This window comes from Chryseobacterium binzhouense, from assembly GCF_007474545.1.
Classification (GTDB): Bacteria; Bacteroidota; Bacteroidia; order Flavobacteriales; family Weeksellaceae; genus Chryseobacterium; species Chryseobacterium binzhouense.
Genome location: NZ_VKOG01000001.1, coordinates 1197052 through 1217528 on the forward strand (window position 1 = coordinate 1197052; position 20477 = coordinate 1217528).

A 20477-nucleotide genomic window follows, 5' to 3' on the forward strand; every position below is an offset into this window, starting at 1 on the left:
CAATAATCAAAATATTAACTAATTTTGCATCCGCAATGGAAAAATCAAAAAAGAAAGCAGCAATAGGTTTTATTTTTGTAACGCTTTTGATAGATATTATCGGATTAGGAATTATTATTCCTGTAATCCCGAAACTTATAGAAGAACTTATTCACGGAAGTGTAAACGAAGCTGCAAAATATGGCGGATGGCTCGGTTTTGTATATGCTTTTGCGCAATTTATCTTCGCTCCGGTTATTGGCAATCTAAGTGATAAATATGGAAGAAGACCAATAATTTTAATTTCACTTTTCGGGTTTGCCGTAGATTATATATTTCTTGCCCTGGCTCCTAATATTATGCTTCTTTTTTTAGGACGAATCATTGCCGGAATTACAGGAGCAAGCTTTACTACAGCCAGTGCATATATCGCCGATATTTCTACAGATGAAGACCGTGCAAAAAACTTCGGAATGATTGGTGCTGCATTTGGTCTGGGATTTATCATCGGACCTCTTTTGGGTGGCGGCTTAGGATATTTTGGTCCAAGAATACCGTTTTATGCAGCAGCAGTTTTATGTTTGCTTAATTTTTTATATGGTTATTTTATTCTTCCTGAAAGTTTAGACAAAGATAAAAGACGTGATTTTGACTGGAAAAGAGCAAATCCTGTAGGTTCATTTAAATTTATTTTGAAACATCCTGAACTTTCCGGGCTCATTGTTTCACTTTTTCTCGTATATATTGCTGGACATGCAGTGCAGACCAACTGGAACTATTACACCATGGCTGTTTTCGGATGGGATGAACTTATGGTTGGAATTTCATTAGGAGTAATTGGTATTCTAATAGCTTTGGTTCAGGGCGTTCTGATCAGATGGACAACGCCGAAATTAGGTGAAAATAAAAGCATCTACGTAGGTTTGTCATTGTATGCATTAGGAATGTTGCTTTTTGCTTTTGCCACAGAAGGATGGATGATGTTTGCTATTTTAATTCCGTATTGTCTGGGTGGGATTTGCGGACCATCTTTACAATCGGTGATCAGTAAGAATGTTTCGGCAACAGAACAGGGAGAGCTTCAGGGTGCACTTACAGGTTTGATGAGTGTAACTTCGTGCATAGGTCCACCTTTGATGACGTATCTTTTTTATCATTACAGTGAAAAAAGTGCTGTCGTAAAATTTCCGGGAGCTCCTTTTTTTCTGGCATTTATTATGATGTCTGTAAGTGTTGTAATAACGTACTATGCTTTTCAAAAAAAGAAGTCTTAAAATTTGTTTAAAAATGCCGCATAATATAATTTGTATGTATAATCTTTTGTAATTTAGCCTTATGGAATTAAGCATTGGAGAAATGGCACTCGTTGCCATCGCAATAGTAGTTTTGTTCGGTCCCGACAAACTTCCGCAGATTGCCCGAGATTTGGGCTCTGGTGTGAGAAAAATGCGTGGAGCCGTAGAAGATATCAAAACCGAAATTTTGAAAGAAACCGATAATCCTGTTTCCGAAATAAAACGTGAGATAGAAAAAGTAAAAGATGCTGCCAAAGATTTTAATCCCATGCAGAATATTGAAGAAAATATTTCGAAAAAACCTTCTGAATCTGCCCCCCAACAACCTATAATAAAGCCGGCAGATGACGAAGCATACGAAGGTCCTGTAAGCAGATAATGATGGAGGAAATTATTCAGGAAGATAAAGAGCTTTTCCTTTATCTAAATAATTTGGGCGATACGCCATTTGATCAGTTCTGGATTATTGTTTCTGATAAGTGGATCTGGATCCCGCTTTACGTTATCTTTTTTTATTTTTTATATAAAAATTTCAAGCTGAAATCGCTTTTATATATCTTGATTTTTGCAGCAATCGGAATAACAGTTTCAGATCAGGTATCAGGAATTTTTAAATACGGTGTTGCGAGACTTAGACCCTGTAATGATCCTTCTCTTCAAAATTTAATGAGAATTGTAAAATGTGGCGGACCTTACGGTTTTTATTCCGCTCATGCATCCAACACTTTTTTTTTGGCAACGTATCTTGGCTTACTTTTGAAAGATAAGTTAAAATGGTTCCCTTATTTCATTTTTATCTGGGCAATGGTGGTAGCTTACAGCCGTATTTATCTAGGAGTACATTTTCCGATGGATATTCTTGCAGGTGCCGTTGCAGGAACTGTATTCGGATTGATGTTTTTTCTTTTGGTGAAAAAAGTAATGAGCAGACAAGCAGTTTCCGGAAACTGATATGATTCCATATTAAAGAAAATAGTAATTTAGCTTTCAATAAACAACAAAATCCTAAGTATGAAAAAACAACTACTATTTTTTTCTATAGCTTTATCCGCTCTTCATTTTGTATCTGCACAAGACAAAAAAACAGCTGAAGAATGCTTTAAAAAAGCTGACTATCAATGTGCAGAAGAGCAGTATTCAAAGCTTGTTTTAACCGAACATATCCAAAGATATCAATCCGAATACTACAATCTGCTTGGAACGTCTCAGCGCAGATTAGGAAAAACAGCACAGGCTTTTAAATCTTATGAATCTGCATTAAGATCTGATCCGAAATCTGTTTCGGTGTACGAAAATCTGGCATCACTTCATAATCAGAAAGGCAACAGAACAAAGGCGCTGGAATATATTAATACCGGTATCAGAATTGAGCCTGAAAATGCTGAACTGTATCTCACCCGTTCCAAAATTTACAATAATTTGGGTAAAAAAGATCTGGCAATGGAAGATTTGAAGCATATTCTTACGTTTGCTCCGGATAATATTTTTGCGAGAACAGGTTTGGCAAACCTCAAAAAAAATAACGGAGATCTGGATGGCGCACTGAAAGATTATAATCAGCTTCTTTCTGAAAAGCCAGAATCTCTTTTATATAACGGAAGAGCAGATATTTATCTGAAAATGAAAAAAACAAAAGAAGCTCTTGCAGATATTAATAAAGCCATAACTATAGATCCTAAATTTTCTCAGTCATACGTAACGAAAGCTGCTATTTTGTTTGAAACCGGAAAAGATAAAGAAGCTTGTACTAATTTGGAAAAAGCTGTCGCAGCAGGTTATGAGAAAGTGCTTTTACAGGAATATAATGCCAAATGTTCTAAAAAATAATCAGTTTTAATTAATTAATCATTCAAAATATTCATGTTAAATATCGTTCTGGTCGAGCCGGAAATCCCAAACAATACCGGAAATATAGGAAGATTGTGTGTGGGGACCGAAAGCAGGCTGCATCTCATTCATCCGCTAGGATTCTTAATTGACGATAAAAATTTAAAAAGATCAGGTTTAGATTACTGGGTTCATCTGAACGTTACGGAATACAAAAATGTAGACGAATGGATATCTGCAATTCCTGACTTATCAAGAGTATTCTTATTTAGCTCTCATGCTGATAAATCTTACCTCGAAAATGATTTTCAGGAAGGTGATTGGCTTGTTTTCGGAAAGGAAAGCGTGGGTTTAAGTAAAGATGTTTTAGACCGCTTTGATAATCATTTAACGATTCCGATGTCTAAACTCATCAGAAGCTTCAATATAGCCAATTCTGTTGCTTTTGTTGTAGGTGAAGCCAAAAGACAGCTTAGTCTGAAAGTTTAATTCACAGATAAGAAATTCAATCATTATATAAATTAAATAATAAGCTTTAATGATTAGCAAACAGATTTTGTATATTTCAAAATCACTAATTAAAGATTTATTTAAATTATGAAAATACTTTCCAAATTTTATCAGCAACTGTTGTAATGACTTTGGCAAATTCTACCAATGCTTTTGCGCAGAAAACCAAAAACGATCTTGAGATTCAAGCTAATTCATTATTACAAGAAACAATTAAGAGGCATTAAGTGATCTTAAAGAGTTAAAAGGAAATGATGTAAAAAACGTAAGGGTTTTGATGAATGATTCTGTAAAAAAGAAATACAAAGAAAAAGGGATTAAAGAGTTAATTTCTGTAACTACAAAATAATTAATCGTTGTGATAAGGTTTTCCCTGCAAAATCTGATCTGCACGGTAAAGCTGTTCCACAATAAATAGACGAATCATCTGATGGGTAAATGTCATTTTAGATAATGACATTTTTTCATTGGCTCTGCTGTAAATTTCGTCTGAAAATCCGTAGGCACCACCAATCAGAATGTGGATCTTTTTTACCGAAGAATTCATCCAGGTATCTATTTTCTGAGAAAATTCTCTGCTTGTAAACTGTTTTCCTTTTTCGTCTAAAATAGTAACCCAATCATTCTTATCAATATGGTTGAAAAATAATTTAGCTTCTTCCTTTTTCAAAAGATCCGGAGAAAGATTCTTGGCATTTTTGATGTCGGGAATTTCTGTGATTTCAAAATTCCAGTGTTTTGGAAGCCGGGCAAGGTAATATTTGATCAAAGAGGTAATTTCTTTATCATCTGTTTTACCGATACAAACTAAACTGATTCGCATTTCTTATATTTGCTAAACACAAATATACTTTATGGCTATAAAAATTCCTAAATTTATCCTGAAAATTCAAGAGTTTCTTGATGATTTGCATATTCCAGTACTCGGAATATCGCTTTGGCAGCTGTTTCAGATTTATTTTGCAGGAGTTTTTAAAGGAAAAATAGGGAAGAAGGCAGCTGCAATCTCCTGGAGTTTTACGCTGAGTCTTTTTCCGTTTCTTCTGTTTCTGCTTTCCGTTTTGCCTTATATGCCGCATTATGATAAACTTCAGTTTTATATTTTTGAAGTTTTGATGAGTAATATTTTTCCGTCTAATATTGAGGGAGATGTTAGAGGATATATTCAGGAAAATATTATTCCTAACATGAAGGGAATAAGTAATTTGACTATACTTATTGCTTTGGTTTTTGCCACAAACGGAACTTTTTCCATCATCAGTGGCTTTAATGAAAATTCTAAGGAGAAATTACCGGACATCAAAGAATTTATTCTTTCATTCTTTATTACGATAGGCTTTGTAAGTGTTGTTTTTTTATGTCTGTTTGGAGTCTATTATGCTGAAGTTGTTCTCAAACAATTTAAGCCGGCTTATGATTTGTCATGGTTTGTGAAAAACCTTTCCAAGCTGATTGGTTTCGTTTCATTTCCTATATTTTTCTTTTTACTCTTAACTTTATTTTACTGGTTAGGAACAGTGAAAATTGCAAGATTCCGACAGGCAATTCCGGGAGCGATCCTTACAACTGTTTTGTTTATTCTTACAACCTATCTCTTTACTCTTTATGTAAAAAATGTGGCACGATACAACGTATTATATGGTTCTATTGGAAGTATGATTTTGCTGATGATCTGGATCAATGTAAATGTTTATCTTCTTCTCTTTGGAAATGAACTGAATATGGCACTTCGCAAATTGAGAATAGAGAAGCTTCTTTCGGATGAGATCAAAAGAAAGACTAAAAGTTATCACGCCGAAACTACCGAGCCAAATCTTGAAAGCGATGAAGAGCACAGGAGAGAAAAATAGCAATTACTCCTGTAAATTTCTGATACATTTTTCCCTTATATCCCATATTTCATCAAAACTTCTGTCTATTTTATTATTGCTTAGCCAGTCTTTTATAAAACTCTGATGGTATTCAACTTTAAAAATCTCTACTTGTTCAGGTTCAATTTCGATTTCCTGAATGATGTACTTTTTGAGATTGTTAATATCAGAATTTTGAGTGGTAACATCAAACCTTTCATTATTGATCATTAAATAGCAATGTGCTTCCGGGATAAAATCCAGATGATGATCCTGTAATATATTTCCAATTTTAGGAGTATTCAGATGATTCATTTTGTACATTCCTAAAATGAGCTTCACATTATCAATATGATTAAGCTTGGCAATTTTTCGTAAAAAAGCATGTTTTGAACTGCAGGTTCCTCTGTTCTCTTTTAATACTAATGATAAGTCATATCTGTTTGAATTTCTACCGTAGGGAAGCTGTTTTATAAAGTTAACTGCTTCGCTCCAAGTTCTGATGTTTTTTTGTAATATTAAGCTTGTCAGTTCATCATCAGAAAATAAAGCAATTTGTTTAGTAGAAATAATGATTTTGTATCCATCAGGATCAGAAAATAATATTCCGTTATTTTCCCAATAAGGATTTCTTGGTTTTTCCTGCTGAATATGATTGCTTTTTAATTTTCCTATAAAATTTTGATATTCCAAGTCCGAATTTACATAAAACACCAAAGCATCGTCTTGATCAAAAACACTTTTGGGTGACTCTTCCGATGCTGTAAACTCTAAATGCCAATCTGTATTTTCGAGTCCTAAAAATATACCGTTATATCCGTTATGGTTTTCAAAAGATCCTAGTTTGTTAAGACCAATAATTTTGGTATAAAAAATTTCAATACAATGAAGATCCCGGGTGTGTCTGGCAAATCTTAATATCATTTTGGACAAAATTAATTTTGAGCCAATTCCATCTCTTCATCATCGTCTTCTTCAATATTTTTTGATCTGCTCAGAATAAAATACCCTAAAACAGCTGCCAGAAAAGAGGCTATCAATATCGCAAATTTGGCTTCATCCTGAATGTCAATCTGATGTTTAAATGAAAGTAGAGCAATAAAAATTGACATCGTAAATCCTATTCCTGCCAAAAGACCTACACCCATCATCTGGCTCCAAGAACTATTGTGCGGGAGCGAACTGATTTTTAATTTAACCGCAATAAAAGAAAGAAGATTAATACCAATCAGTTTACCTAAAACAAGCCCACAAATGATTCCTAATCCCAAACTGCTGAATAAGCCATCTGTCATTCCGCTTTTGAATGCTATATTGGTGTTTGTCAACGCAAAAATAGGCATAATGATAAAACTTACCGGAAAATGCAGAGATCGCTCCAGCTTTTCTAAGGGAGAAATTTTTATGTTGGAAACATTCGTAGGAATGCTAAACGCCAGCAAAACTCCTGCAATAGTCGCATGAATCCCTGAATGGTGCAGATAATACCACAAAAAGATTCCCGGAATAATGTAAAAGATAATTCTTTTAATTTTTAAATAATTAAGTGCAAATAAGAATGCTGTAATGCCCAGCGAAAGCCAGAGGTTCATCCATTGTATTTCATCAGTATAGAAAATAGCAATAACCAGAATGGCTCCAAGATCATCAACAATTGCCAACGCAGCAAGAAATATTTTCAGCGAAGAAGGAACTCTTTTTCCCAACATGGAAATAATTGCCAATGAAAATGCAATATCTGTTGCCATAGGAATTCCCCAGCCTTTGCTGTAAGCTGTACCATTATTGAAAAGACTGTATATCACCGCGGGAACCAGCATTCCGCCAATGGCGGCAAAAATCGGAAGAGAGGCATTTTTAAATGAAGATAATTCGCCTTCTACCAACTCTCTTTTGATTTCTAATCCTACCAGGAGAAAAAATACAGACATTAAGCCATCATTGATCCAAATACTTATCGGATACTGTAGATGAAGACTTTCTATCCCGATTTTTGTATCTAAAAATATCTGAAAATGTTCACCTAAACCTGTATTGGCAATGATGAGCGCCAATATTACACAGCAAATAAGCAAAATACCTGATGACTGGCTGCTTTGAAAAAATTTTTTGAAATATACAGATAACTTCATTCTTTATGATTTTACAGCCTTCTGATACGGGAAATTCCGTCGATGGCTTTCAATTTTTTAAAGGTTTCCTCAAGCTGACCTTTGTGTTTTACTTCTAGATTGATGGTTCCGGTAAAAATTCCGTCATTAGACTCTATAGACATACTTTTCATATCCATTCCCATTGCGCCGCTGATAACGGTGGTAATGTCATTGATCATTCCCATCCTGTCGAGTCCTTCAATCTCTATTTTGATACGGTTTTTAAAACTTTCCTCATTTACCCATTTTGCAGGAATTACCCTGTAATCATACTGAGCTCTGAGGTTGATCGCATTCGGGCAGTTGTCATTATGTACCTTAATGCCTTCGGAAATGGTAATAAATCCGAAAATTTTATCTCCCGGAATTACCGTACAGCATTTAGCATACGTATAATTGAGTTTTTCTTCATCCTTTCCGAAGACAATCATGTCGAGATTTATTTCTTTTGAGTCTTCGTAGTTCGGATTTTTGTTGGAAGTTCTCTTGAATCGCGAAAGCAGATTGTTGAATACGTTTTTGCTTTCAATATATTTTCTCAGACTACTTGCATCAAGCTCATTGGTCTGAAATTTAAGAAATAATTCCTGCGAACTTTTAAGATTAAAGAATTTCTGAAGTTTGTTGATTTCCTCATCATTAAAATTAATTTTTGCATGGCGAAGTTTTCTTTGTAAGATTTCTTTCCCTTCTTCTACAAAAGAATTTTTCTGAGAATTAAGGAAACTTTTTATTTTAGATTTTGCTTTTGAAGTCACCACAAAATCCAGCCAGTCAAATTTTGGTTTTTGATTTTGTGAAGATAAAATATCTACCTGATCTCCATTTTGCAATACGTAAGAAATTGGAACAAGCTTTCCGTTGATTTTGGCTCCCAAACATTTCATTCCCAGATCGGTATGTACCGAAAATGCAAAATCAAGCGCTGTTGCATTGGTCGGAAGAATCTTAATTTCCCCTTTTGGTGTAAAAACAAAAACTTCTTTAGAATAAAGATTTAGTTTTATATTGTCTAATAATTCTGTGGTAGTCAGATTTTGCTGCTGTTCAAGAACTTCACGGATCTCTGTTACCCATTTCTCAAAGTTCCTGTCATCATGACTTTGTTTGTAGCCTTCTTTGTATTTGTAATGTGCGGCAACACCTTTTTCGGCAATATCATCCATTCTTTCCGAACGGATCTGAACCTCAATCCATTTTTTATCAGGACCTAAAACGGTAAGGTGTAAACTTTCATATCCTGTGGAACGGGGCTGTGTGATCCAGTCTCTCATTCGGGAGGGATTGCTGTGATATACGTCGGTTACAATAGAATAAATTTTCCAGGCAAGGAACTTTTCGTTTTTCGCATCTGATTTGTAAATAATTCTAATGGCGTAATTATCAAAAACTTCCTCAAACGGAACACCCTGTTTCAGCATTTTTCTGTAAATAGAAGAAATTGCTTTCGCACGGCCTTTAATGCTTACATTCAGACCTTCTTCCTGCAGCCTTTCGGAAACTTCTTTTTTAAATTCTTCAATATATCTTTCCCGATTTTCCTTTGCCAGTTCAAGTTTTTCGGTAATTTCGCTGTAAACTTCGGGGTTATTATATTTCAGAGAAAGATCTTCCAGCTCAGATTTTATGTTGTACAATCCCAGTCTGTGAGCCATTGGGGCATAAATATACACCGTTTCAGAAGCAATTTTTTTCTGCTTATCGGGTGCCATGCTTTCCAGAGTTCTCATATTATGAAGACGGTCTGCAATTTTGATCAGAATTACTCTGAAATCTTCTGAGAGAGTCAGTAAAAGTTTTCTGTAATTTTCAGACTGCACAGAAATATTCTGATGATTCATAATAGAAATCTTCGTGAGACCGTTTACAATACCTGCAATTCTCTCTCCGAATATCTTTTTTAAATCTTCATACGTATAATCGGAATCTTCAATCACATCATGCAGTAATGCACAGGCAATAGAAGTAGCACCCAGACCGATTTCTTTTGCAACAATTTTTGCAACTGCGATAGGGTGGTATATATAGGGTTCGCCCGATTTTCTCCTCTGATCTTTGTGCGCATCCAGCGCAATATCAAAAGCCTTACGGATAAGCTTGTTGTTTTCCTCATCCAAAGTCCTATATGTATTAGAAATCAGGTCTTTATACCGTGCTAAAATTTCTTTGTTTTCTTGCTCCAAATCGTAACTCATCTGTGTAAAAGCTTTATTGGAACGAAAGTACGAAAAAATAAGGATTTTCCCGGGTTACACAACAAAAAATCCGCAGAAAAATATCTACGGACTCCGGTTAAAAGTTTTTATCTTTTGGTTAGTTTTTTAGGCTTTCACTTCAGAGGTAATTCCATCATGCTGAACTTTTATTCTGACATTCGGGCTGTTGTGAATTTCGGCTTTGCACCGTGCATCTATCAGTTTTTTAAGATGACTGTACGAAGCCTGGTTGATACTCATGTTTTCAAATAAATAAGTCTTAAGAACCTGATTCTGATCAAAAATGTGCCTGATTTTTTCGGTCAGATCTCTGTTCTTTATTTCTACACTCACCAACAACTGGGAGTTATGATCCTCACTAAGATAAACAATATACTCGGAATCCCGAATGCCTGAACTTTCCAGTTCCAGCTCGAGTTTTTTGTAATCATTCTGATGGCTGAACATTCCTGCTAAGATACTCGACATATTACTTTTGTTTTGGTATCTAAAGGTAGTAATAATTTTAATATCATTAAAAAATTTTTAATAAAATTTATAATATTTTATTTTATCTATAAAAAATTAATAAAATTTAAGATGTTGTCTATTTTCGCAAATAAAAAACTCTGCTCAGCAGCAGAGTTTAATGTTTATATCTGAACGGATTTTAAATCCTTTCGTTTTTGATTTCTTCAACGATTTCAGGATTCAACAAAGTGGTGATGTCTCCAAAATTGCTGAAATCTCCTTCAGCGATTTTTCTTAAGATTCTACGCATAATTTTTCCTGAACGAGTCTTCGGAAGTCCGGAAACAAATTGTATTTTATCAAGCTTAGCAATCGGACCGATCTGGTCTGAAATCAGTTGATTAATTTCTTTTTTCAGATTGTCCTTATCTCTGCTTTCTCCGGATTCTTTCAGAATAACAAAACCATACAGTGCGCTTCCTTTAATATCGTGCGGGAAACCAACAATCGCTGATTCTGCAACTGCAGGATGTTCATTAATGCTGTCTTCAATAGGAGCGGTTCCCAGATTATGTCCGGAAACAATCACTACATCATCTACACGACCTGTGATTCTGTAATAGCCAACCTCATCCCGCAAAGCACCGTCTCCTGTGAAATATTTCCCTGGAAAAGCCGTAAAATACGTTTCCTTGTATCTTTGATGATCTCCCCAAATAGTTCTTGCAATTCCCGGCCACGGAAAACGGATACAAAGATTTCCTGTAACCTGATTTCCTGTAATTTCATTGCGTTTATCATCCATCAAGACGGGTTGAATTCCCGGTAAAGGAAGCGTTGCATAGGTTGGTTTTGTAGGCGTAACGAAAGGGAGAGGAGAGATCATGATTCCTCCGGTTTCTGTCTGCCACCAGGTATCAACAATCGGACATTTTTTGTTACCCACATGATCGTTAAACCAATGCCAAGCTTCATCATTAATAGGTTCTCCAACAGAACCGATTACTTTTAACGAGCTTAAATCGTGTTTGTCTACCCATTCTGAACTTTCTTTGGCCAGAGAACGGATCGCAGTAGGAGCCGTGTAAAATTGTGTAATTTTATGTTTTTCAATCACTTCCCAGAATCTGTCAGGTTCAGGATAGGTAGGAACGCCTTCGAAAATGACCGTTGTTGCCCCGTTAAGAAGCGGTCCGTAAAGAATGTAGGAATGTCCTGTAATCCAGCCGATATCTGCGGTACACCAATAAATATCATTTTCTTTATAATTGAATACATTTTTAAAAGTATACGCGGTGTACACCATATATCCGGCGCAGGTGTGAAGCATTCCTTTAGGTTTTCCCGTAGAACCGGAAGTATACAGGATGAACAGCGGATCTTCTGCATCCATAATTACGGTAACGAAATCCGGAGAGGCGTTTTCGTAAAGATCTTTCATCCAGAAATCTCTATGCTCCTTCATTTTTACTTCATTATGAGTTCTTTTTACCACTAAAACTTTTTCTACACTTGGTGTTTTTTCCAGAGCTTCGTCTACAATGCTTTTCAGATCCAGAACTTTGTTTCCTCTGTAACTTCCGTCTGAAGTGATGACCATTTTTGCTCCGCAGTCATTTACCCTTGAAGAAACTGCTGAAGCAGAAAATCCTGCGAAAATAACGGAATGAACAGCTCCAAGTTTTGCACAAGCGAGCATTGTTATAGCCAGTTCCGGAATCATCGGAAGATAAATGCAGACTCTGTCGCCCTTTTCGATGCCCATTTCACGAAGAACATTGGCGGTTTTGTTCACTCTTTTGTAGAGTTCGTTGTAAGAAATATGCTGTGCTTCTTCTTTCGGATCGTTCGGTTCCCAGATGATTGCCATTTTATCGCCTCTTACCGCTAAGTGTCTGTCGATGCAGTTTTTGGTAATATTTAATTTTGCATTTTTAAACCACGAAATTTTGGCTTCATTCATATCGTATTTTACGACCTTGCTCCATCTCTGGTACCACACGAAATTTTCATCTGCAATTTTGTCCCAGAATTTTTTAGGATTTTTGATCGATTTTTTATACTCTTCAAAATATTGCGGTAAGTTTTCTATCTGATAGTTTCTCATATCCTTTCTTTTTTGAAATTTTATTATTTAAATTTTTAGTCTCTTTTAAAGTCTGTTTAAACTTTTATTTAACCGCGAAATTCACAAAAGATGAACTAAACCTTTATTTAAAGTTGATCATTATACATCAAAAAGGTAACAATAGTTTTTAAAAATCTTTGATTTTTATTCTTTTGAGCACTTTAATTATTATAGAAATTCACTTTAATACTGTCTTTTGCGACTTTTGTGGTTAATCCTGAAATAGTTTAAACAATTTTATATTTTATCTCCTGTAGTCTCCAATTTTCTCCTGAATCTCTTCAATAATCTTTTCGTCATCAATCGTTGAAGGAATCTGAAATTCTTTTCCGTCCAGTAAAGTTCGGATCAGTTTTCTTAAAATTTTTCCCGAACGGGTTTTAGGCAAGCGTTTTACAACCATCACATTTTTAAGACAGGCAACAGCGCCTATTTTTTCACGGACTATTTTTACGATGTCTTTTTCTACCTGATCTTCAGAAACAGCAGATCCATTTTTTAAAACAACCGTTGCAAAAGGAATCTGCCCTTTCAGTTCGTCATCAATTCCGACTACGGCACATTCTGCAACATCGGGATGAGAGGAAACAATTTCTTCCATTTCGGAAGTGGAAAGGCGGTGTCCTGCAACATTAATGACATCATCCACTCTTCCGGTAATGAAAATATAGCCGTCTTCATCTTTTATGGCTCCGTCTCCGGAAAAATAATAGCCTTTGTACTGCGAAAGATAACTTTTCTCAAAACGGTCATAATCTTTCCAGATTCCCAGCAAAGCTCCGGGAGGAAGCGGTAATTTTATAACTAAATAACCTTCATGATGCGCATCCAGTTCATAACCGTTTTCATCGAAAATTTTAATATCATAGCCGGGAATTGGTTTTCCTGCGGAAGCTCTTTTGATTTTGTAGTCTTCATTAAAAGTCATTAAACCCAGCATTGGCGAACCAGATTCTGTCTGCCACCAGTGATCGATTGCCGGAACGCCGATATGTTCAACAAACCAGTCCAGAGTGGCGACATCACATCTTTCTCCTGCTAAAAACTGTTTTTTGAAGTGGCTTAAATCATACTTTTTCACCAATTCTCCGTTCGGATCTTCTTTTTTGATGGCTCTGATAGCAGTTGGAGCGGTAAACATTGCTGCTACTTTGTATTCGGAAATAATTCTCCAGAATGTTCCGGCATCGGGCGTCATAATTGGTTTTCCTTCAAAAATAATAGTGGTATTTCTGTTAATTAGCGGACCGTAAACGGTATAACTGTGACCAACTGCCCATCCAAAATCGGAAGCTGCCCAAAAAGTTTCTCCCTGTTCGATTCCATAAATATATTTCATCGAAAACTTCAGCGCAGTTGCATAACCTCCCGTATCTCTTGCAACGCCTTTTGGCTTTCCTGTCGTTCCGGAAGTATACAGCAAATAAAGTGGGTGAGTGGATTCTACTGAAACACAACCCTCAGGTTCTGAATTCTGAACCAGATTTTCATAATTAATTAGCCCATCAAACATTTCATGTTGATTGTCAACTAATTTTCTGTTGTAGACAATAATATGATCCACTTTATCCTGTGCCAGTTCGATCGCTTTTTCTACCAAAGGCAGATACGGAATTCTTTTTGCAATTTCGACTCCTGCGGTTGCTGTAATTAATGCTTTTGGTTTACAGTCATCAATTCTCACCACCAGTTCATGTGGCGCAAAACCTCCAAAAACCACATTATGAATCACCCCGATTCTCGCACACGCAAGCATGGAAAATAATGTCTGCGGAATCATCGGCATATAAATAACTGCGGTATCGCCTTTTTTTAAACCTAAAGAAATTAATCCTCCTGCCAATTTTGAAATTTCCTCTTTGGCTTCATTGAATGTGTAGGTTTGCTTTTGGTTCGTTACCGGAGAATCGTAAAGAACCGCAACCTGATCTCCAAAACCATCTTCAATATGTTTATCAATGCATAAATAACACATATTGAGTTTCCCGTCCGGAAACCACTGATTGTATTGGTTTTCATCACTAGAAATAATGGTTTTCGGGAACTCAAACCAACTGATTTCCTGAGCCTGTTCTTTCCAGAAATTCTCTTTATCTTCTATGCTTTGTTTAAATAAAATATCTGTATTCATATTAGTTTTTTTGTTTGAAACACGAGTGCCACTAATTTTTCTCACAGTATAAATAATGGTTACGTTATTAGTGTAAATCTGAGTTCTTATTTGTGTTTACATTAAAACATTTCTTCTATTTGCTGTATCAGTTTCTTTATCGAGTAAGGTTTTGTAATGTATGCATCGGCTCCCATACTCAGACCTTTTTCAATGTCTTTCGGATTGTTTTTAGCACTTAGGAAAAGAACTTTTGTGTTTTTTAGTTTTTCATCCTGTTTAATGATTTCTAAAGTGCTGTATCCGTCGAGATTCGGCATCATAATATCCAGTAAAATGACATCGGGAGTCATTGTTTTCAGAAATTCCAGGACTTCTGTTCCGTCTCTTGCAATAAATACGTCGTATCCGTTTTTCTTAAAGCTGTATTCCAGCGACATTAATATTTTGTGCTCGTCATCGGCAATGATTATCTTCTTCATATTGTGGTTGTCTTATTGTTCAACTGCATTGTTTTTGTTTTGGGAGAACCCGAAGGGTTCAATTTAAATAGCCGTAGGTAAAACCTATGGAATGAGGATTGTGATTCGCATCATACCATCCCGTAAGGGTTGAATTTTATTAATTTAATTCCGACTCAATTCCATGTTCTGTTAAAAGTCTTTTAAATTCATCATCAAAAGTTTCTGTTTTATGGTGATGTTTTTGATTTTTTATATAATTTATAATAATTTCTTTTTCTTTTATTGAGCTGGTAAAGGCTCCATATCCTTCCTGCCACCCTGAGAATTCAGGAAACAGCCCCGTTTCTTTCATCCATAAATTAGAGACAACTTTTATATCCTTTACAAGATTGCTGAGAGTGATATTCGGATGAACGTCACAAAAAATATGGATGTGATCAGGCATTCCGTTAATTCTATATAATTTACATTTTTTATTTTTTAAAATTCCCCAAATATATTTGTATAACTCTGATTCATTTTCTTCATTAATTGTTTGTTCCCTATGTTTGGTTCCGAAAACAATATGATAAAATATTTGTCGATACGTTCCCATTTTCTCATTTGTGTTTATTTTATTTCCATAGGTTTGGCTTCGCCGAATCAAGTTCCTTGATTTCACCTACGGCTACTGTTATTGAACTCTTCGCGTTCTCCGCCTTTTGGTAGAGCAATTGTAAAAGTCACACCCAATCCGCTGTTTTCAGCTTTTATGATTCCGGTATGGGCTTCAATAATTCTTTTTGAAATAGCAAGTCCAAGACCGCTTCCGGAAGGTTTTCTTATGTTTTGGTTCTTTGATTGATAAAACTTATCAAAAATAAGCTCAAGATCTTCTTCGGGAATAAGTTTCCCGGTATTGAAAATCGTTATGTTCAGATCATTATCTTTCTCAAAAAACTTGGTCTGAATAGTTCCCTGTTCGTCTGTAAATTTCAAAGCATTTCCTAAAATATTCTGAAATAACTGAATAATTCTTGCTTCATCATATTCAAATAAATACTGATTAAGAAGATTGACTTCACTTATATGAATGTTTTTCTGCTTAATAAGATGGATAATTGGATTCAATGCTTTTTTATACGTTTCCAGAATATTATTTTTCTGAATGTGCAAAGCAATTTCGCCATGCTGAAGTTTATCCAGATACAGGATATCATTAATAATTTCGCTCAAACGGTCAGATTCAGTGATGATATTGTTTAAAAATTCTCTTTTAATTTCTAAAGGAATATCGTCGTCATCGGCTAAAATTTCTCCGGCTGATCGAATGGCTGTAATCGGAGTCCGCAATTCGTGGGCAACAGAATCTAAAAAGTCATCTTTCTGTCGGTCTTTGATGATTAAATTCTCATTGGCTGCAGTAAGATCATGAGAAAGCTGTTTGAGTTCTTCAGATTTTTCGGTCAGTTTTTTATTCAGAATGATGTTTTCCTTAGACTCTTCAAGGATATTTAAAACTTCTTTCAGAGAAATTTTATCTTCTTTGGTAACGCCTTCAATTAAAATTTTAGCAGAAGCTGTCCCAATTCTTCCTGCCAGAAGATTTTCAGAAAACTTAATAAATCTTGAGTCTGCGGTTTCTTCCTGAGTATCAATATTATATTTGATATTGAAGATCCGCATTGCCTGTTCGGTCTTCTTTTTACCTAAAAAACGTTCCAGAATATTTTTAATATCAGAAACATAAGCCGTTCCTCTCCAGATAAAAGCATTTTCATGATTTTGGATGTATTTATCAATGTCAACATATAGTTCGGCAAAATTCCTTTCACGATAGTTTCCTTTCATGCTTACCGACAAAATTGTGAATAAACCTGTGTTTACCAGAATAGACCAAAAGAAAATTTCCGGAATACGGTCTAAAAATGCAATATCAAAAAACTGGAAAGCATCATACATATCCCGTAAAATTACTTTCAGTTCTTGATTGTAAGAAAAATAATACTGAGGAATAATTAAGCCGAAATAACAGATAATTAAACCAGCTATAAGTCCGGTAATTGCGCCTTTATAGCTTCCTCTTCTCCAGAATATCGCACCGAAAAATGCGGGAGCCAACTGTGCGATAACCACAAAAGAAATCAATCCCACAGAATCGAGCGAAGTCTTCAGAATAAAATATTTATAAAAAACAAAGGCTAAAATAATTAGTCCAAAAATTGAAAACTTTCGGATATTGGTAATGTTTCGTGTGTTTTGAGTTTCATTTTCTGCTTTAAATTTGCCTAATAATCCATAAGGAATAATCAGGTTGTTGGAAAGCATGATGGATAATGTAATGGACGAAATAATAATCATCGAAATTGATGAACTTAAACCACCAAGAAATACCAAAACGGTGATTAAAGTATTATCAAAATATTGCGGAATTAAAATGGAATAAAACTCCGGATTCACATTCTGACCATCAAAAAGCAATCTTCCGCCCCATGCAATAGGAAAAATAAAAACAGTGAAAACCAATAAATACAATGGGAAAAACCAAATGGCAGTTTTGATGTGTTTTTCCTGTCTGTTTTCTACAATAGCCGTATGAAACTGTCTTGGAAGAATACAGATTGCTGTTCCGGAAATCATACAGAGAACCATCCAGTTCATGGCGTCTTCCAGTCCGTTGAAAGTGTTTTTAGCCTTAAAATCAGGGAATTTACTTGCCTTGCTGTAAAGATCTGAAAATCCGTCAAATGCGAAATAGATCACAAATAAACCTAAAATAATAATGAAAAACAGTTTAAGAAAGCTTTCTAAAGCTATTGCTGAAATAATTCCTGATCTCTTTTCTGAAGCATCCACATATTTTGTTCCATAATAAGAAGAAAATACCGCAATTAAAACAACGACAAAAGTTGCGCTGTCATTTAAAATGTTTTTAGATATTGCTGTTTCGGTTACTAAATGAAAGGTTTCGGAAATTGCTCTTATCTGTAATCCGATATATGGAATAATTGCTAAAATACACACCAAAGTGATAATAGCACTGAAACTTCTGCTATTTCCGTATCGTAAAGAGATAAAATCTGCAAGACTGCTTATTTTGTTGATTCTTGAAATACGGACAATCCTTGTGTTGATATAAATCCATGCCGGAATAATGATAACCGGACCAATATAAATAGTAAGGTAATTGAGTCCGCTTGTCGCAGCAACGCCAATGCTTCCATAATACGTCCATGCAGTACAGTATACAGCAAGAGACAAAGCGTAGATGTATGGATTATTGATCCAGAACTTACTTTTTTTCTTCTCAGCAAAATACGCAACAAGAAACAGAAGAGCCAGATAAATAAGAACAACAGTAAATAATGCGAAACTATTCATCATATTTTTTTACAATGAAGAAAGAAATCATAATAGAAATCATCCAGACAGAAAAAACATACACCAGAATTCTTGGAAAACCTAAAACCTCTTTCTCGCTGTTGAAAAGCAGGGAGACAGGAATACTGAAAGCAATCAGCAGACCTATACACAGGATAATCAGTTTTTGTTCGTGACGTTTTTTCATGATTGAATGATGAATTTATTATAATTGGTAAACATTGATTAGAAAGATAATTGATGAATAGAATCATTCATCAATTATCATCTAACATTTATAATTTACTTATCGTCAGAATATTCTCCTGTCAAAGAGTAATATCCAAAAATTGCCATTCCGCCGGAGACGATAGGAACCAGAATGAAAAGTATAATGATTCCGAATACAAGATCTTCCTGCTTACCCGATGTTATTTTTGGGACACCCATTACTGTTATTCCCAGATAAGCTACCGCAAGAGCGATAAGGATCCATACAATGCCTAATATTTTTTTTAATCCGTTCATTTTAGTTTGATTTAAAATTAGTAATTTTTTTGATGATAATTTCTGTTAATCGTGGATATTGCTGTTTTTATTTTTGAGATAAATCAATCCGATGATTAAACAGACTCCTGCTACACCGATAGGATACCAAAGTCCTTCAAGATACCATGTTGCATGTCCTGCTTCTTTTCCGGTAGTTACAAGATAAGTGGCAACAGCAGGAAGCAAGCCCCCAAATACACCATTACCAATGTGGTACGGAAGAGACATCGATGTATAACGAATTCTCACAGGGAACATTTCAACCAGGAATGCCGCAATAGGCCCGTAAACCATCGTTACAAAAATCACCTGAATAAAGATAAGGAAAACCAGATACCATTTTGTGCTGTCACTTAAGGTAACGGATTTTGATACTTTAGGCTCTTCAGCTTTTCCATCCTTCATTACCGGACCGTTGATCGACCAATGAACAATACTGTCTTTTTTAATTAAAGTTCCGTCGGTATAAACTGTTTCTTTATGGAAAGTGATCAGGCTGTCTGCTGCAATTTCTTTATGAACTTTGGCGGTTCTGTTTTCAGTAATACCATTATCGGCAACTGTTTTTGCTTCTATATTAATGCTTTTGTACATAGCGTCATAAATCGGTCTGTACGCTAAAATAGCAATCAGCATTCCAGTCATCATGATGGCTTTTCTTCCTACTTTATCAGACAGCCATCCGAAAAACACAAAAAACGGAGTTCCTAAAAACAATGCGGTTGCCATTAAAGAATCTACCTGTGCAGATTCCACATTCATCACTTTTTGAAGGAAGCTCATGGCGTAGAATTGTCCGGTGTACCAGATTACTCCCTGTCCCATTGCTGCTCCAAATAAGGCAAGCAAAACAAATTTGAAATTAAATTTATTTCCGAAGCTTTCTTTTAAAGGGTTTTTTGAAGTTTTCCCTTCACTTTTAGCTTTTGCAAACAAAGGAGATTCTTTCATGTTTTTTCTGATGATATAAGAAACACCCACCATAAGAATCGAAATCCAGAACGGAACTCTCCATCCCCAAGTGTCAAATTCTTCTGCTGAAAGTGAACTTTTCGTAACAAGAATAACAATCAGAGAGATAAAAAGTCCTGCTGTAGCGGTAGTCTGAATCCACGATGTCCAGTAACCTCTTCTGTGTGGCTGTGCATATTCTGCGACATACGTTGCAGCACCGCCGTATTCACCTCCTAAAGCCAGACCTTGTAAAAGTCTTAAAATTAAAACCAAAACAGGTGCTAAAAACCCTATAGTTTCATAGCTGGGAATACACCCGATCAGGAATGTTGAGAAGCCCATAATTAATAAAGTGACCAGAAAAGTATATTTTCTGCCAATAATATCTCCTAATCTTCCGAAGAATAAAGCTCCGAATGGTCTTACGACAAAACCTGCCGCAAAAGTTGCCAATGTAGATAAAAATGCTGCGGTAGGATTGTCTGCAGGGAAAAATTTGGTTGCCAAAACAATGGCAAGACTTCCGAAAATATAGAAATCATACCATTCTATAAGGGTTCCGAGAGATGACGCTGTAATAACGCTCCAGATGGTGCGGTTTTTCTGCTTTTCAGTCATATTCTCATAGCTGTCGTGATGTTGCTGGTTCATAT

At 35.5% G+C, this 20477-nt stretch carries 19 protein-coding genes; 6 read left to right on the forward strand and 13 right to left on the reverse strand.

All coding sequences use genetic code 11. The features are described from left to right. Positions 1–35: 35 nt before the first annotated feature. The 5 genes from FNE73_RS05455 to FNE73_RS05475 all read left to right on the forward strand — a co-directional run bounded on the left by FNE73_RS05455 (position 36) and on the right by FNE73_RS05475 (position 3590). Complete coding sequence (locus tag FNE73_RS05455; protein WP_143883739.1) at positions 36–1253, forward strand: TCR/Tet family MFS transporter; 1218 nt, start codon at positions 36–38, stop codon at positions 1251–1253. Positions 1254–1314: 61 nt separating this feature from the next. After that, positions 1315–1653: a Sec-independent protein translocase subunit TatA/TatB gene (locus tag FNE73_RS05460; RefSeq protein ID WP_143883740.1), complete on the forward strand. Its 339-nt coding sequence runs from the start codon at positions 1315–1317 to the stop codon at positions 1651–1653. A gap of 2 nt (positions 1654–1655) precedes the next feature. Continuing rightward, the gene (locus FNE73_RS05465) at positions 1656–2225 is read left to right on the forward strand and encodes a phosphatase PAP2 family protein (RefSeq protein WP_143883826.1); all 570 of its coding nucleotides are present in this window, start codon (positions 1656–1658) and stop codon (positions 2223–2225) included. A gap of 60 nt (positions 2226–2285) precedes the next feature. Further along, a complete protein-coding gene (locus FNE73_RS05470; RefSeq protein ID WP_143883741.1) occupies positions 2286–3101 on the forward strand; it encodes a tetratricopeptide repeat protein in 816 nt (271 codons plus the stop codon). A gap of 33 nt (positions 3102–3134) precedes the next feature. Beyond that, a complete protein-coding gene (locus FNE73_RS05475) occupies positions 3135–3590 on the forward strand; it encodes a tRNA (cytidine(34)-2'-O)-methyltransferase (protein WP_143883742.1) in 456 nt (151 codons plus the stop codon). A 370-nt stretch (positions 3591–3960) separates the two neighbouring features. Here FNE73_RS05475 and FNE73_RS05480 read toward each other — a convergent pair whose 3' ends face one another. Further along, positions 3961–4434 (reverse strand): 23S rRNA (pseudouridine(1915)-N(3))-methyltransferase RlmH, encoded by a 474-nt coding sequence (locus FNE73_RS05480; RefSeq protein ID WP_143883743.1) that lies wholly within the window; start codon positions 4432–4434, stop codon positions 3961–3963. Between the two features lie 31 nt (positions 4435–4465). On the opposite strand from FNE73_RS05480, the gene FNE73_RS05485 reads away from it, so the two are divergent. Further along, positions 4466–5461 carry a YihY/virulence factor BrkB family protein gene (locus FNE73_RS05485; RefSeq protein WP_143883744.1) on the forward strand — a complete coding sequence of 332 codons (996 nt, stop codon included), beginning with the start codon at positions 4466–4468 and terminating at the stop codon, positions 5459–5461. Between the two features lie 3 nt (positions 5462–5464). Here the strand turns inward: FNE73_RS05485 and FNE73_RS16815 are convergent, their stop codons facing one another. The 12 genes from FNE73_RS16815 to FNE73_RS05550 all read right to left on the reverse strand — a co-directional run bounded on the left by FNE73_RS16815 (position 5465) and on the right by FNE73_RS05550 (position 20475). Then, positions 5465–6385, reverse strand: a complete 921-nt coding sequence (locus FNE73_RS16815) for a VOC family protein (RefSeq protein WP_228429881.1) — start codon at positions 6383–6385, stop codon at positions 5465–5467. An 11-nt stretch (positions 6386–6396) separates the two neighbouring features. Then, a complete protein-coding gene (nhaA, locus tag FNE73_RS05500; RefSeq protein WP_143883745.1) occupies positions 6397–7593 on the reverse strand; it encodes a Na+/H+ antiporter NhaA in 1197 nt (398 codons plus the stop codon). A gap of 11 nt (positions 7594–7604) precedes the next feature. Further along, on the reverse strand, positions 7605–9809 hold the full coding sequence (locus FNE73_RS05505) for a RelA/SpoT family protein (RefSeq protein ID WP_143883746.1): 2205 nt from the start codon (positions 9807–9809) through the stop codon (positions 7605–7607). A 126-nt stretch (positions 9810–9935) separates the two neighbouring features. Continuing rightward, a complete protein-coding gene (locus FNE73_RS05510; protein WP_143883747.1) occupies positions 9936–10298 on the reverse strand; it encodes a hypothetical protein in 363 nt (120 codons plus the stop codon). A gap of 181 nt (positions 10299–10479) precedes the next feature. Continuing rightward, complete coding sequence (acs, locus tag FNE73_RS05515) at positions 10480–12411, reverse strand: acetate--CoA ligase (protein ID WP_262711332.1); 1932 nt, start codon at positions 12409–12411, stop codon at positions 10480–10482. Between the two features lie 241 nt (positions 12412–12652). Next, positions 12653–14539 (reverse strand): AMP-binding protein, encoded by a 1887-nt coding sequence (locus FNE73_RS05520; RefSeq protein WP_143883749.1) that lies wholly within the window; start codon positions 14537–14539, stop codon positions 12653–12655. A 101-nt stretch (positions 14540–14640) separates the two neighbouring features. After that, positions 14641–15000 carry a response regulator transcription factor gene (locus FNE73_RS05525; RefSeq protein ID WP_143883750.1) on the reverse strand — a complete coding sequence of 120 codons (360 nt, stop codon included), beginning with the start codon at positions 14998–15000 and terminating at the stop codon, positions 14641–14643. Positions 15001–15139: 139 nt separating this feature from the next. Next, positions 15140–15643, reverse strand: a complete 504-nt coding sequence (gene tnpA / locus FNE73_RS05530; protein WP_228429883.1) for an IS200/IS605 family transposase — start codon at positions 15641–15643, stop codon at positions 15140–15142. Further along, a complete protein-coding gene (locus FNE73_RS05535) occupies positions 15640–18342 on the reverse strand; it encodes an ATP-binding protein (protein WP_394366294.1) in 2703 nt (900 codons plus the stop codon). Before FNE73_RS05535 ends, tnpA begins: the two co-directional genes overlap by 4 nt. Continuing rightward, entirely contained in the window at positions 18335–18529 is a 195-nt protein-coding gene (locus FNE73_RS05540) for a hypothetical protein (protein WP_059137151.1), read from the reverse strand. Before FNE73_RS05540 ends, FNE73_RS05535 begins: the two co-directional genes overlap by 8 nt. Before the next feature lie 95 nt (positions 18530–18624). Beyond that, on the reverse strand, positions 18625–18849 hold the full coding sequence (locus tag FNE73_RS05545) for a DUF6814 family protein (RefSeq protein WP_143883753.1): 225 nt from the start codon (positions 18847–18849) through the stop codon (positions 18625–18627). A gap of 45 nt (positions 18850–18894) precedes the next feature. Next, the gene (locus tag FNE73_RS05550; RefSeq protein ID WP_143883754.1) at positions 18895–20475 is read right to left on the reverse strand and encodes an MFS transporter; all 1581 of its coding nucleotides are present in this window, start codon (positions 20473–20475) and stop codon (positions 18895–18897) included. Between the last annotated feature and the right edge of the window lie 2 nt (positions 20476–20477).